This window comes from Mycobacterium sp. NGS67, from assembly GCF_059812185.1.
Window position 1 is genome coordinate 155,301 of sequence record NZ_JCALCF010000007.1, and the last position, 14,655, is coordinate 169,955.

The 14,655-nt window shown below is 69.3% G+C and carries 12 protein-coding genes; 6 read left to right on the forward strand and 6 right to left on the reverse strand.

Annotated features, from left to right (window positions below):
• Positions 1–113 precede the first annotated feature (113 nt).
• Complete coding sequence (locus tag AC5Y4D_RS08715; RefSeq protein WP_500036951.1) at positions 114–1,313, forward strand: PPE family protein; 1,200 nt, start codon at positions 114–116, stop codon at positions 1,311–1,313.
• Positions 1,314–1,367: 54 nt separating this feature from the next.
• The gene (locus AC5Y4D_RS08720) at positions 1,368–2,285 is read left to right on the forward strand and encodes a CE1 family esterase (protein ID WP_499941691.1); all 918 of its coding nucleotides are present in this window, start codon (positions 1,368–1,370) and stop codon (positions 2,283–2,285) included.
• Position 2,286: 1 nt separating this feature from the next.
• On the opposite strand, the gene nei2 is transcribed toward AC5Y4D_RS08720, so the two are convergent.
• Genes nei2 through AC5Y4D_RS08735 form a run of 3 tightly spaced genes read right to left on the reverse strand, consistent with a single transcriptional unit; the run spans position 2,287 to position 8,335 of the window.
• A complete protein-coding gene (nei2, locus tag AC5Y4D_RS08725) occupies positions 2,287–3,054 on the reverse strand; it encodes an endonuclease VIII Nei2 (RefSeq protein ID WP_500036952.1) in 768 nt (255 codons plus the stop codon).
• A 3-nt stretch (positions 3,055–3,057) separates the two neighbouring features.
• Positions 3,058–7,623 (reverse strand): ATP-dependent helicase, encoded by a 4,566-nt coding sequence (locus tag AC5Y4D_RS08730; protein WP_500036953.1) that lies wholly within the window; start codon positions 7,621–7,623, stop codon positions 3,058–3,060.
• A gap of 34 nt (positions 7,624–7,657) precedes the next feature.
• Positions 7,658–8,335 (reverse strand): TetR/AcrR family transcriptional regulator, encoded by a 678-nt coding sequence (locus tag AC5Y4D_RS08735; RefSeq protein ID WP_499941697.1) that lies wholly within the window; start codon positions 8,333–8,335, stop codon positions 7,658–7,660.
• Between the two features lie 220 nt (positions 8,336–8,555).
• On the opposite strand from AC5Y4D_RS08735, the gene AC5Y4D_RS08740 reads away from it, so the two are divergent.
• The 4 genes from AC5Y4D_RS08740 (at position 8,556) to AC5Y4D_RS08755 (ending at position 11,059) form a co-directional block, all read left to right on the forward strand.
• A complete protein-coding gene (locus tag AC5Y4D_RS08740) occupies positions 8,556–8,939 on the forward strand; it encodes a hypothetical protein (RefSeq protein WP_500036954.1) in 384 nt (127 codons plus the stop codon).
• A 126-nt stretch (positions 8,940–9,065) separates the two neighbouring features.
• Complete coding sequence (usfY, locus tag AC5Y4D_RS08745) at positions 9,066–9,377, forward strand: protein UsfY (protein WP_499941701.1); 312 nt, start codon at positions 9,066–9,068, stop codon at positions 9,375–9,377.
• A gap of 448 nt (positions 9,378–9,825) precedes the next feature.
• Entirely contained in the window at positions 9,826–10,263 is a 438-nt protein-coding gene (locus AC5Y4D_RS08750; RefSeq protein ID WP_499941703.1) for an anti-sigma factor, read from the forward strand.
• A 7-nt stretch (positions 10,264–10,270) separates the two neighbouring features.
• Positions 10,271–11,059: an RNA polymerase sigma factor SigF gene (locus AC5Y4D_RS08755; protein ID WP_499941704.1), complete on the forward strand. Its 789-nt coding sequence runs from the start codon at positions 10,271–10,273 to the stop codon at positions 11,057–11,059.
• Positions 11,060–11,154: 95 nt separating this feature from the next.
• Here AC5Y4D_RS08755 and AC5Y4D_RS08760 read toward each other — a convergent pair whose 3' ends face one another.
• From AC5Y4D_RS08760 to AC5Y4D_RS08770, 3 genes are all read right to left on the reverse strand, one after another.
• A complete protein-coding gene (locus AC5Y4D_RS08760) occupies positions 11,155–12,948 on the reverse strand; it encodes an acetyl/propionyl/methylcrotonyl-CoA carboxylase subunit alpha (protein WP_499941706.1) in 1,794 nt (597 codons plus the stop codon).
• 107 nt (positions 12,949–13,055) lie between these two features.
• A complete protein-coding gene (locus AC5Y4D_RS08765; RefSeq protein WP_499941708.1) occupies positions 13,056–13,475 on the reverse strand; it encodes a SufE family protein in 420 nt (139 codons plus the stop codon).
• The gene (locus AC5Y4D_RS08770; RefSeq protein ID WP_499941710.1) at positions 13,472–14,365 is read right to left on the reverse strand and encodes a sulfurtransferase; all 894 of its coding nucleotides are present in this window, start codon (positions 14,363–14,365) and stop codon (positions 13,472–13,474) included. Before AC5Y4D_RS08770 ends, AC5Y4D_RS08765 begins: the two co-directional genes overlap by 4 nt.
• Positions 14,366–14,655 lie beyond the last annotated feature (290 nt).

Sequence of the window (14,655 nt, forward strand, 5' to 3'; positions counted from 1 at the left end):
GGGCCGAAGTTAGGCCATGGCGCACCTGGCGACCCGCAATGTTCTAGGGTTTGTCCCGGCCTGTTTAACGGAATGTTCCCAAAATTCTCCGACGATTGTCATTGTGAAGTGCTATGGAGTTCATTGCTTTGCCGCCGGAGGTCAGCTCGGCGCTGATCCACTCGGGGCCGGGGGCGCAATCGTTGATCGAGGCGTCGCTGGTGTGGCACCGACTCGGCACCGAGCTCGAAGAGAACGCGGCCGGCTACACCGCTGTGCTGTCGGCTCTGGCCGCGGAATGGCATGGCTTGTCGTTGACGACGATGGTCGACGCCGCCGGACCCTACCTCGCCTGGCTGCGCGGCACCGCGCAGCAGTGCCTGCAGTTGGGTTCTTCGGCGCAGGTCGCCGCGGGCGCATTCACCGCCGCGCTGTCGTCGGTCGTCCACCCGTCCGTGGTGCGCGCGAACCGGTTGCACTTGGCTGAATTGCTGGCCACCAATGGTTTCGGCAGGAACGTCGCGGCCATCGCCGAGACCGAGGCGCAGTACGACCGGATGTGGCTGAACAATGCCGTGGCGATGTACCGCTACCAGGCGGCGTCCGCTCAGGCTCTCGCGCTGCCGCTGTTCTCGTCTCCGCCCGTGATTACCACGCCCGAAGGAACGGCGGCTCAGGCCGACGCCGTGCAGGCCGCCTCCGCTTCCGCGGCCCCGGCGCCAGCCGCAGCCGTCGCGGCTCTGGCTGCACCCGCCGAGGCCGTCGCACCGCCGGTGTCCCCACTCGACGCGGTTCTACAGGCGGTCGGCGTAACCTTCGACCCCAACGAGGGCTGGTTCGGATTGACGAACACCTACCTGAATCAGTTCGTCTCGTCGGGGTTTCCCATCAACATGCTCAGCTACTTCGCGCAGTTCACCTCCGCGCAGGCGCTGGCGGGGCTGTCTCCGGATGTCGCCGAGGGCCTGTCGGAAGGGGAAGCCGCCCTGGGCGGGGCGGTGGCCGGCTTGTCCGACGCGGCCGACGCCGTGGCCGCAGCGGAGCCGACGGCGGCGATGGGCGCCGCGGTGTCGATGGGCGGCCTGTCCGCCCCGCCCGCCGCAACCGCGGTGTTCACCGGCGCGCATCTGCCGGTGCAACTCGCCTCCGCGGCCACCCCGCTTGCCGCCGGCGAGGTCGCAGACGCCGGGTTCCCCATGTTGCCGCCGCTGGTGGCGCCGCCGATCGCGGCGGGCAGCGGCTGGCGCAAACGGAAGGAAACCAAGTACGAAGACCTGGCCATGGGTCTGGAGGTGAAGGGGATGTTCATCCCGCGCTCGCCGTCGGCGGGCTGAGTGTCCATCCCGCCGCCGTGCCGACGCGCCCGCCGTGATCGGTAGCTTTAACCCATGCCGTGGGCGCGACTGCTCTCATCGGCCGTTCTCCTGATCAGCCTGGTCGGCTGCAGCGAACGGCAAGTTCACGCTGCCGGGGCCCGCGATCAGGCCGGAATGCTCCGCTACGGCGCGCTGAACCGGACCTACCTGGTGCATGTGCCCCCTGGCCCGCCCGTCGGCCTGGTGCTCAACCTGCACGGTGGCGGCGGCACCGGCGCCGGACAGCGCGGGTTGACCAACTTCGACTCCGTCGCCGACTCCAACGGTTTGGTGGTGGTCTATCCCGATGGCTACGACAAGAGCTGGGCCGACGGGCGGGGCGCGTCCCCGGCCGATCGTCGCCGGCTCGACGACGTCGGATTCCTGGTCACGCTGGTGACCAAACTGCGCGACGAATACAACGTGCCCACCGGGCATGTCTTCGCCACCGGCATGTCCAACGGTGGTTTCATGTCCAACCGGCTGGCGTGCGAGCGTGCCGACTTGTTCGCCGCGATCGCGCCCATCTCGGGCACGTTGGGTGTGGGCGTGGCGTGCAATCCGTCGCGTCCGGTCTCGGTGCTGGATGCGCACGGCACCGCCGACGCGGTGGTGCCCTACAACGGCGGTGACGTCCGCGGTCGCGGCGGGTTGAGCCATGCCATCTCGGTCGCCGACATGGTCGACCGGTGGCGTGCCGTGGACCGTTGCCCGGCCAATCCCCGGGTCGAGGAACTACCCAGCGTCGGCGACGGAACCGTGGTGCGCCGCTTCGATTCCCGGGGCTGCGCCGACGACACCGAGGTGATCCACTACCAGATCGACAAGGGCGGGCACACCTGGCCGGGCGGCAAACAGTACCTGCCGAAGGCCGTGATCGGGTCCACCACCCGTGCGTTCGACGGTTCTCAGGTGATCGCTGAGTTCTTCATGAGCCACGGCCGGGACTGACTCAGCGCTGGCAGACCGGGCACCAGTACCGCACCCGTTCGGTGCTGCCGTCCGGTGGATCTTGCTGCGAGATGGGGGTTCCGCAGCGCCGGCAACCCTGCCCCGCCCGCCCGTACACCCACATCAGTCGCCCGCCTCGGGTGTCGCCGGTGGTGCAGCGGTTCCAGCGAAAACGGTTGGCCCACAACATGTCTCGTGCACGCGAAACGAGCCTTAAGGGGTCGGCGACGGCGCTGACGGGCGCGGTCGGCAGATGGCCGCTGATGAAGCACAGTTCGTTGGCGTAGACGTTGCCGACCCCGGCCATCACCCGCTGGTCCAGCAGCGCCTCGGAAAGCGGACGGTCCGGGTCCGCGGTCAGGTTGGCGGCGGCGCGCCGCGGATCCCAGTCCTCACCCAACAGGTCCGGGCCCAGATGGGCGACGGCGTCGGCGTCGTGGTCGCGTGCCAGGATCTGCAGCACGCCCAGGTCGACGCCGACGGCCCGAATGTCGCCGGCTTCCAGGATGATCCGTGCCCGGTGGTCCACCCGCAGCCGCTTGTCCCCGACCCGCCAGGTGCCGTCCATCTTCATGTGCGAGTGAATGCTGGCCGCACCGACCCTGATGAAAAGATGCTTGCCCCGGCTGAGCACCTCGTCCACCACCTGCCCGGTGAGATCGACGGTGGCAAAGCGGGGCACCCGGATATCGCAGCGCGTCAACGTTTTTCCGAGCAGCTGCCGGCGCAGCGTGTCGGCGGTGTGAAAGACCGTGTCTCCCTCGGGCATCGTCTACCGCAGCCGCAGACCGCGTGGGGTGCGGGCGAATCCCGCTTCGGCCAGCGCCGCCACCACTGCGTCCGGGCCGTCGGGCGCGAGCACCGACACCCCGTCGACCCGCTCGACCAGAATCGACGCCACCCGCCGGGAGGCCACCAGATCGGCCAGCCCCACCGCCGCCGCATGACCGGCGCCGGGGTCGTCGGTGAAGGTCAGCAGGGACCGCCCGCCCCGCTCGAGGAACCAGACCAATTCGCCGTCCACCAACACCACCAGGGCGCCGGCCTTGCGGCCCGGCCGGGCTCCGTCGCTCAGCGCACTCGGCCACGGCAGCGCCGCACCGTAGGGGTTGGCGGGGTCGGCGGCGGCCAAGACGACCGCCCGGTACTCGGGCCGTTGTGGATCGACCCCGTCGAGGTAACTGCGCAACCGGTCGACGGTGGAGGCGACGGCGAACTGCGCACCGCCCAACGACTCGACGAAATAACCCCGCTGGCACCGGCCGGCGTCCTCGAATGCGCGCAACACCTTGTACAGCGTGCCGAAGCCGCCTGGCACCCCCTCGGCGGCAACGCCGCCCTTGGTCAGCACACCGTGCCGGTTGAGGAGCAGCTCGGCCTGGAAATGCGCGCGCAGCGTGGAGTCCGGTTCGGGGGCCGGCAACGCCGACCACCGACCCGCCACCGTCGGGTCGGAAGGCCGGGTCTGAGCGTGCGCGACGCTGTACCGGCTCAGCCGCGGCGCGCGCGGGGTGCGGTGCGCCGGCGCCGAGCGCTTGCGGGCGCCGACGCTGCCGCCGAGGAGTGCCCGCACCGGCGCGAAGGTATCGCCGGTGACCCGGCCGGCCCAGATCAGTTCCCACAGCACGGATTTGAGCTCGGCCTCGCCGTGCCCGCCCTGCGCGAGCTGACGGAAGAAGTAGGCGCCGCCGCCGGACAGGGTGTCCAGGATCGCCCGGTGCGCGTCGGTGAGTTCGATCTCGGCCGGCGGGGGCAAGGTCAGGGCAGCAGAGTCCGCCACGTGCAGCGCGATCCAGCCGTCGCTGCCCGAGATCGACCCGGCACCCGACCAGGTGACCTCGCCGGTGGCGAGCAACTCGTCGAGCAGCGCGGGGGAGTAGTCCCGCACCCGCGGAGCCAGCACCAGCGGTTCCAGCGCCGAAGCCGGAATCCGGGTGCCGGCCAGCTGCTCCACGACGGCCGCCAGACCGTCCAATCCGGCGTGCCCCGACGACCGGTCACCGACGTGGTGCCAGGCCGGCAGGAACCGGCCGTAGGCTGCGGTGCTGACCGGCTCGACCTGGGCGCGCAGCGCCGCCAGCGAACGCCGCCGCAGAATGCGCAGCACGTCGGCGTCACACCACTGCTCGGCGCCGGGGCCACCGGTGCTGTCGACGAATTCCCCGCGCACCAGCCGGCCGTCGCCGGCCAACCGGCCCAGCACGTCGGCGGTCACCCGCAGCCCCAGGCCGAACCGGGCGGCGGCCTGCGCGGTCGTGAACGGGGTGTGCGTGCGCGCGTAGCGGCCCAGCAGGTCGCCCAGCGGGTCGGCGACCTGCTCGGTGAACGCCGCGGGCAGGCCCACCGGTACCGCCGCCCCGACGCCGTCGCGCAGCCGGCCGATGTCCTCCACCGCGACCCACCAAGTGCGCCCGGCGAACGACACGACCAACGCGCGCCGGGCGCTGAGCAGTCCTTCCAGCCATCCGTTCAGCGCTGCGCGGTCGGTCACCGCGGCCCGCGCGAGGATCTCGTCGTCGGTCAGCGGGCCCAGCAGCCGCAGCAGGTCGGCGACCCCTTCGGCATCGCGCGCGGCCCGGTCCTCGGACAGGTGCTGAAGCTGGCGGCCGGTGCCGGCGATGACCTCCGGGTCGAGCAACTCGCGCAGCTCGACCCGGCCGAGCAACTCGGCCAGCAGCGTGCTGTCCAACGACAGCGCCGCGGCGCGGCGTTCGGCCAGCGGCACGTCGCCCTCGTACATGAACGCGCCGACGTACCCGAACAGCAGCGACGCGGCGAACGGCGAGGGCTTGCTGGTTTCGGCCTCCAGCACCCGCAGCTTGCGCTGGGCGATCTGCGCCATCAGCTGAGTGAGCGTCGGCACGTCGTAGACGTCCTGCAGGCACTCGCGGACGGTTTCCAGCACGATCGGGAAGTCCGGATACTTGCGCGCAACCTCCAGCAGTTGGGCCGCGCGCTGGCGTTGCTGCCACAGCGGCGACCGTTTGCCCGGATGCCGGCGCGGCAGCAGTAGCGCGCGCGCCGCCGACTCGCGGAACCGGGAGGCGAACAGCGCCGACTCGCCCACTTCGGTGGTCACGATCGGGTCGATCTCGTCGGGGTCGAAGACGAACAGCTCGGCCCCGGGCGGGGTGTCGTCACCGGAGAAGGTGGTGTCGGGCAGTCGCACCACGATGCCGTCGTCGGAGGCGGTCGGCTTCTCGTCGAGACCATAACGTTCGCGCAACCGCCGCCCCACCGCCAGCGCGAGGGGACCGTGCACCTGCAGCCCGTACGGCGAGTGCAGGATCACCCGCCAGTCGCCCAGCTCGTCGCGGAACCGTTCGATCAACAGGGTGCTGTCGGTGGGCACCACGCCGGTCGCGGTGCGCTGCTCGTCCAGCAACCGCCACAGATTGTCGGTGGCGTAGTCGTCGAAACCCCAACTCGCGCAACGCTTCCCGAAGGCATCCCGGTCCAGGCTGGCCAGCTCCCCGGTGAGCGCGCCCAGCGCGGCGCCCAGCTCGGCCGGCCGGCCCACGTCGTCACCGCGCCAGAACGGCAACCGGGCGGGCTGCCCCGGGGCGGGAACCACCAGCACTCGGTCGTGGGTGATCTCGACGATGCGCCAGCTGGTGGCACCCAACGCGATCACGTCGCCGGGACGGGACTCGTAGACCATCTCCTCATCCAGCTCGCCCACCCGCGACGACTTCTCGGAGTCGCTGGCGAGGTAGACGGTGAACAGCCCGCGGTCGGGGATGGCGCCCCCGGAGGTGACGGCCAGCCGCTGCGCGCCGGGCCGCGCGGTCAGCGTGCCGTGATCGCGGTCGTAAACCAGCCGCGGACGCAGTTCGGCGAACTCGGTGGACGGATACTTGCCCGACAACAGGTCCAGGGTGGCCTCGAAAACGCTGCGCGGCAGCGTGGCGAACGGCGCGCTGCGGCGCACGGTGTCGAACCAGCGGTCGGCGTCGATCGGCTCGAGAGCCGCCGCGGCCACGGTGTGCTGGGCCAGGATGTCCAGCGGGTTGGCGGGCACCCGCATGGTCTCGATCTGGCCGGTGAGCATGCGTTGCACGCTGACCGCGCAACCGAGCAGGTCGGTGCGGTGTTTGGGGAACAGCACCCCGCGCGACACCTCGCCGACCTGGTGACCGGCTCGGCCGATGCGTTGCAGGCCGCTGGCGACCGACGGGGGCGCCTCCACCTGGATCACCAGATCGACCGCGCCCATGTCGATGCCGAGTTCCAGGCTGGACGTGGCCACCACCGCCTTGAGCTGCCCACTCTTGAGGTCCTCCTCGACCAGGGCGCGCTGCTCCTTGCTGACCGAGCCGTGATGCGCGCGGGCCAGCAGCGTGGGGGCGCCGAACGTCTGTCCGCTGCCCATGACGTAGGCCGGTGCGCCGCCGGCCACCTTGGGATTCCCCTCCGGGGGTTCCGCGATACCCAGTCGCTCGGCGTGGATCTCGTTGAGCCGCGCGGTCAGTCGCTCCGCCAGCCGGCGCGAGTTGGCGAACACGATCGTCGAGTTGTGCGTCTCGATCAGGTCCACCAGCCGCGCCTCGACGTCGGGCCAGATGGAGTTGTCGGCCAGGTTGGCCATGTCGGGGACCGGAACCTGGACGGAGAGCTCGACGGTCTTGGCCGACGGCGGGGACACGATGGTGGTGGGGGCATGTCCGGACAGGAACCGGGCCAGCTCCTCGGGTGGACGCACGGTGGCCGACAACCCGATGCGCTGGGCGGGGTGCCCGTCGGAGAGTTCGTCGAGGCGTTCCAGGGACAGCGCCAGGTGTGCGCCGCGTTTGGTGGCCGCGATGGCGTGGATCTCGTCGACGATGACCGTCTGCACCCCGGCCAGGGTTTCGCGCGCCGCGGAGGTCAGCATCAGAAACAGCGACTCCGGGGTGGTGATCAACACGTCGGGCGGACGGGTGATGAGTTGGCGCCGGACCGTGGGCGGGGTGTCACCGGACCGGACGCCCACGCTGATGTCGGGCGGGGGCTGGCCTTGTGCCTGCGCCAGGCGGGTCAACCCCGCCAGCGGGGTGCGCAGGTTGCGTTCGACGTCGACCGCGAGGGCTTTGAGCGGCGACACGTACAGCACCCGGGTGCCGGCCGGCCTCTCGGGCGTGCGGGCCAGGTTGTCCAGCGCCCACAGGAAAGCGGCCAGCGTCTTGCCGGAGCCGGTCGGCGCGATGACCAGGGTGTTGTCCCCGTCGGCGATCGCGTTCCACGCGGCGGCCTGCGCGTCGGTGGGCGCGGGAAAGGTGCTGACGAACCAGTCGCGGGTGACCGGGCTGAACCGTGCCAGCGCGTCAGGCGGCGGGCCCGGAGAAGACGCAGTGCTCACCACACCATGGTGCCAACAGGCACCGACAAGTGCCTCAGACCTGCGGTTTGAAGCGCGCGGTCGACATCGCCTCGGCCAGCTCGCCGGGGATCTCCGGCACCCGGGCTATCGCCTCGAGCAGGGTGTGCGCGCACGCGTCGGCCAGCCGGTCGGCTTCCAGCGTCATGTCCATGATCCGTTGCCGGCAGATCTCGAACGTGAACGCCAGCCAGCCGTGGATGATGACCCGCAGGTCGCGCTCGACCTCGGCTTCCAGCGCCGCCGTGCCCGGCATGCCGCTGACCACTTCGCCGATCCGCGTCATGATGTGTTCCATCTGGCGGTTCTTGGCTTCGTCGTCGATGCCGAGCAGGACCGGGTCGGACCGGCCGAGGCCGACGTAAGCCGCCCACGCCGCCTCCGGGTTCTGCTCGTGGTAGGCCATATAGGCCAGCACGCCGGTCCGGATCTCCTCGAACATCGTCATGCCCGGCGCCGGCTGGATGTTGGTCGCCGAGTAGAGCCGGTCCGCCTCGTCCTTGACGACCGCGGCGAAGAACGCCCGCTTGTCGGGGAAGTAGTGGTACATCAGCGCGCGTGACACTCCGGCGCGCTCGGCGATCTCGTCGATCCGCACCTCGTCATAGGGTCGCTTCCCGAAGACTTCCGCCCCCAGGGCGAGCAACTCAGCGCGTCGATCCTCGGGCGATAACCGCCTCCTGGCTGTCGCCATAAGTAGTGATACTACTCACGCCGGATAAGGGCTTCGCTACGGCGGATCCTCAGTCGGCCGCGCCAGCCGCCCCTTCGTCGCCGTAGCAGCGTTTCGTGAAGTGGCCTTCCGGGATCGCGACCGCAGGCCTCCGCGGCCGGTTTGCCCACCGTTGTCGCTGGGTATTGGACAAAAACGGGTTTCCGGGGTTGGGTGTAGCCGCCAGATTCGAGGTGCTCCGATGCGTACCGCAGACGAGAGAGTGCGTGGTGACCGGTTGGGTCACGACGACAGGGAAGTCCATGCCGCCATCAAGTTCGCGGTGCTGGCGACCGCGGCCGGAGTCGGCTTCGTGGTGATGGCCGCCCTCTGGGTCAGCACCTGCGGCGGCGGAAGCATCGACACGGTGGCCTGTGGCCCGCCGGAGCGGACGATGCTGGCGTTCGGCGGTCCGCTGATCTTGTTGCTCGCCGGAGTGTGGGCGTTCTTCCGCACCTACCGGGTGTGGCGCGACAACGGCGTCTGGTGGGGGTGGCACGGCGCCGGCTGGTTCCTGCTGACACTGATGGTGATCGCGCTGTCGATGGGTGTCCCGCCCATCGCCGGTCCGGTGTTGGCCCTCTGACGGCCCGGCCGCGTAAACCGCAAATTTTCGTCCGTCAACCTCCCCAATCGGGTTTGCCGAGTTCTACCGTGGAGTTAGTGCCCACACGGGCACTCACGCAGAAATCGCATCCGATAGGAGGCTGCCATGGGGGACACCTATCGTGACCCCGTCGACCACTTGCGGACGACGCGGCCACTTGCCGGCGAATCGCTGATCGATGTGCTGCACTGGCCGGGCTACCTGATGGTGGTGGCCGGGTTGATTGCCGGCGTCGGATCTCTTGCCGGGTTCGGTACCCAGCACTATTCGCAAGGCATGACCTTCGGCGTGTTGGCGGGCGTACTCACGGTGATCGGACTGGTCTGGCTGGCTTTCGAGCACCGCCGGATCCGTCGCATCGCCGACCGCTGGTACACCGAGCATCCAGAAGTCCAGCGCCAGCGCCTGGCCAGCTGACGGCTGGTCGATACTTCATCGAGCGCCCCCCGGTAACCGGGCGATCGGTGGTGTGCGGCCGCCCGGTAAGGTCGGCTCAGACGCGGCGCAGCACCCGGCCGGAAACGACGGGTTTCGTAGTTTTACCCCCGCCGGTGACTGGGTATCAGGAGAGCACCATGATGAGTACCGGCAATTGTCCAATAGCGTGGATACCCCATCATGGGGGACCGAATCACGAGAGCACCTACGCTCAGCACCTTCATCACCCCGGCTATCACCGCGACGTGCTGCAGTCGGCGCGCGCCGGTGGGGTCGGAGACGTCTGTCTCGCCGACAACTGGTTGAATATCCGGTGGCGATCATGACCAACCGGCTCGACCCCTTGGTACACGGCGAGCCGCAACCCGGCGCCGCAGCCCGTGACCAAGCCAGGAGTAATGTCGGTCGAACTATGCCGGGAGGCCACATGACCGATGCGGATCTGCGCGCTGACGGGCGCCAACGCGGTTACCGCGCCGTCGAACTGAACGTCGCGGCCCGCTTGGAGAACCTGGCAATGCTGCGCACCCTGGTCGGTACCATCGGCACGTTCGAAGACCTGGATTTCGACGCCGTCGCGGATCTGCGGCTGGCCGTTGACGAGGTGTGCACCCGGCTGATCCGCTCGGCGACTCCCGGCGCCACGCTGACCCTGGTGGTGGACCCGCGCGACGAGGAACTCGTCGTGGAGGCGTCCGCCGCGTGCGACACCCACGACGTAGTGGCCCCCGGCAGTTTCAGTTGGCATGTACTCACCTCGCTGGCCGATGACGTCCAGACGTTCCACGACGGTCGCGAGCCCGACGCAACGGGCAGTGTCTTCGGAATTTCGTTGACAGCGCGACGGGCGGCCACTAGTAAGTGACGGCCAGTTGACAGAGCAAACTGCCGGCGGTTCCCAATCTCGACCTAACGAATACGCCGATGTTCCGGACATGTTCCGCGAGCTGGCCACCTTTGCTGCCGGCTCGGCGGAGTTCCAGCGCAACCAGGACAAGATCGTGGAACGCTGCCTGCCGCTGGCTGACCACATCGCCCGGCGATTCGAGGGCCGCGGCGAACCACGCGACGACCTGATCCAGGTCGCGCGGGTCGGACTGGTCAACGCGGTGGTGCGCTTCGACGTCGAAACCGGTTCGGACTTCGTCTCTTTCGCCGTCCCGACCATCATGGGCGAGGTCCGGCGGCACTTCCGTGACAACAGCTGGTCGGTCAAGGTGCCGCGCCGGCTCAAGGAGCTGCACCTGCGGTTGGGCACCGCGACCGCCGAGTTGTCGCAGCGGCTGGGAAGAGCCCCCACCGCAACCGAACTCGCCGTCGAACTGGGTATGGACCGCGCCGAAGTCGTCGAAGGTCTGGTCGCGGGAAGCTCCTACAACACGTTGTCCATCGACAGCGGCGGCGGCAACGAGGACGACGACGCGCGTGCCATCGCCGACACCCTGGGCGATGTGGACCAGGGCCTGGACCGGATCGAGAACCGCGAGGCGCTGCGCCCGCTGCTCGAAGCGCTGCCGGAACGCGAGCGAATGGTGTTGGTACTGCGCTTCTTCGAGTCGATGACGCAGACGCAGATCGCCGAGCGGGTCGGGATCTCGCAGATGCACGTCTCCCGGCTGCTGGCCAAATCGCTGGCGCGGCTGCGCGACCAGTTGGAGTGAGTTTTTCGCGAGTGTGCAGCCTGCCGCGCATTCGGCGCCGAGTGCGCGGGTAGCCGCACACACTCGACGCTCGAAGCGCTGGAAGCGCCGAAGCGCTACTTGATCTCGGCGAGCACCGTGCCCTGAGTGATGGCCGCGCCCGGCTCCACCGCCAGCCCGGTGATCACCCCGTCCTTGTGGGCGGTGACCGGGTTCTCCATCTTCATCGCCTCCAGCACCACCACCAGGTCGCCGGCGGATACCTGTTGGCCCTCCTCGACGGCGACCTTGACGACGGTGCCCTGCATGGGAGCCGTCACCGCGTCACCGGAGGCCGCCGCACCGCCGTGCCCGCCTCGCTTGCGCGCCTTGGGCTTACGGCGTACCACACCGACGGCGTCGGGAGCGCCGCTGGACAGCGCCAGGTCGCCGGGCAGGGAGACCTCGACGCGGCGGCCGTCGACCTCGACGATGACCTTCTGCCGCGGCCGGGACTCCTCTTCGTCCAGCGGTTCGCCGCCGGTGAAGGGCTCGATGGTGTTGTCCCACTCGGTCTCGATCCAGCGGGTGTGAACGGTGAAGCCGTTCTCATCGCCGATGAACGCCGGGTCGGACACCACGGCGCGGTGGAACGGGATGACGGTCGCCAGCCCCTCGACGTGGAACTCGTCCAGCGCACGTCGGGAACGTGCAAGCGCCTCCTCGCGGGTGGCGCCGTAGACGATCAGCTTGGCCAGCATCGAGTCGAACTGGCCGCCGATCACCGAACCGGCCACCACACCGGAGTCCAGCCGGACGCCGGGACCGCTGGGGGTGTCGTAGCGGGTCACCGGGCCGGGCGCGGGCAGGAAGCCGCGACCGGCGTCCTCGCCGTTGATCCGGAACTCGATGGCGTGCCCGCGCGGCGTCGGGTCCTCGGAGATGTCGAGCTTCTCGCCGTTGGCGATCTTGAACTGCTGCAGCACCAGGTCGATCCCGGCGGTCTCCTCGGTGACCGGGTGCTCCACCTGAAGGCGGGTGTTGACCTCCAGGAACGAGATCAGCCCGTCCTGGCCGACGAGGTACTCGACGGTGCCGGCGCCGTAGTAGTGAGCTTCCTTGCAGATCCGCTTGGCGGACTCGTGGATCTCCTTGCGCTGGGCGTCGGTGAGGAACGGCGCCGGCGCCTCCTCGACCAGCTTCTGGAACCGACGCTGCAGCGAGCAGTCCCGGGTGCCGGCGACGATGACGTTGCCGTGCTGGTCGGCGATCACCTGTGCCTCGACGTGGCGGGGTTTGTCCAGATAGCGCTCCACGAAGCACTCACCACGGCCGAACGCGGCGACGGCCTCCCGGGTGGCCGACTCGAACAGCTCGGGGATCTCCTCGATGGAACGGGCCACCTTCATGCCGCGGCCGCCGCCACCGAACGCGGCCTTGATCGCGATCGGCACGCCGTACTCCTTGGCGAACGCGACCACCTCGTCGGCGTCCTTGACCGGGTCGGGGGTGCCGGGCACCAGCGGAGCCTGCGCGCGGGCAGCGATGTGGCGCGCGGTGACCTTGTCGCCGAGGTCGCGGATCGACTGCGGGCTGGGCCCGATCCAGATCAGGCCGGCGTCGATCACCGCCTGAGCGAAGTCGGCGTTCTCCGACAGGAAGCCGTAGCCGGGGTGCACGGCGTTGGCGCCGGACTTGGCGGCCGCGTCGAGCAACTTGCCGAAGTCCAGGTAGGACTCCGCGGAGGTTTGGCCGCCCAGCGCGAAGGCCTCGTCGGCCAGGGCGACGTGCGGAGCCTCGGCGTCGGGCTCGGCGTACACCGCCACGCTGGCGAGTCCGGCATCCCGGGCTGCCCGGATCACCCGGACGGCGATCTCGCCGCGGTTGGCGACGAGAACTTTGGAGATCCGCGAACTGGCGTGACTGGGCACTGCGCCTCCTGGTTTGGACGTCTTTTCGTCTTTAAGAGAATTTCTTACAAGCCTTGTCGGGGAAGTTTATGCGGCGCCCCGTCGGCCCGGTCACGCGGTTCCCCGATTCAGGCGGATTCGCGAAGCCGGCGCTTGATTCGCGCCAGCATCGCCGACATTCCGCGCAGCCGCAGCGGGCTGATCAGCTCGGCCAGACCGAGATCGGTGTAGAAGTCCTCGGGCACCGCGAGGATGTCGGCGGCGGGTTGCTCGTCGAGGCCGGCGGCCAGGATCGACGCGAATCCGCGGGTGGTCGGCGCCTCGGCCGGCGCGCTGAAATGCAGCCGCACCCGGTCGCGGTCGCGGGCGTCGACGTGCAGGAACAGCGGTGACTGGCATTCGGGGACCGGCTCCATCGCGGATTCGGCCAAATGTGCCGGCAGGGCTGGGAGTTCACCGGCGAACTCCAGCAGCAGCTGCAGCTTGTCCTGGCCCTGGACTTCGGCGAAGTCGGACACCACCTCGGCCAGCGGCGCGGGCATCGTCATGTGGCCGGTGCTGGTCCTGGTTCGGGGCCGGCGGTGATCGGCACGCGCACGGTGTTACCCCACTCGGTCCACGACCCGTCGTAGTTGCGCACGCCGGATCTGCCCAGCAGATGGGTCAGCACGAACCAGGTGTGGCTGGACCGTTCGCCGATGCGGCAATAGACGATGGTCCGGTCGTCGGGGTTCAGAAAGCCGTAGAGCTCTTCGAGTTCCTCGCGGCTGCGGAAGCGGCCGTTCTCGTCGGCGGCCTTGCCCCACGGGATGGACCGTGCGGTGGGGATGTGGCCGGCGCGCAGCGCGCCCTCTTCGGGGTAGTCGGGCATGTGGGTGCGCTTGCCGGTGTATTCGTCGGGGGAGCGCACGTCGATCAGCGGCTGACTGCCCAGCGCCTCGAGCACGTCTTCTTTGAAAGCCCGGATCGGCGCGTCGTTGCGCTGCACGACGGGATAGCCGGCCGAGGTCTTGGTCGGGACCTCAAGGGTGGTGTCGCGGCGTTCGGCGAGCCAGAGGTCGCGTCCGCCGTTGAGCAGGCGCACATCGGGGTGACCGAACAGGGTGAACACCCACAACGCGTAGGCCGCCCACCAGTTGCTCTTGTCGCCGTAGATCACCACCGTGTCGTCGCGGGCGATGCCCTTGCTGTCCATCAGCGCGGCGAACTGGTCACCGGTGATGTAGTCGCGCACCCGTGGGTCGTTGAGGTCGGTGTGCCAGTCGATCTTGACGGCTCCGGGAATGTGGCCGACGTCGTAGAGCAGCACATCCTCGTCGGATTCGACGATTGCCAGGCCGGGAGAGCCGATGTGGGCGGACAGCCAGTCGGCCGTGACGAGCCGTTCGGGGTTGGCGTAGCCCGACAGGGTGGGGCTGGGATCTGGGGGAAGTGGCACGTCACCGAGCCTACTAAAGCGAGTCGAACAGCTCGGTTGAGTGTTGGGCGCAGTGCTTCTCGGGCGTCTGCAGGGTTGGTTCTCGGCTGCGGATTAAGGCTTCGCCGACCGCATCGTTTCGACCTTCAGACCGCGCCGCGGTGCGGTGCGCCGGGCTTTTGGTGTGAAACCTGGGCGTTGCGCGTGAAGCCTGGGCGTTGCGCGTGAAACCTGGGCGTTGCGCGTGAAATCTGGGCGTTGGGGGTGAAACCTGGGCGGGATCCTGCCGATTTTCCCGCCCAGACTGCACG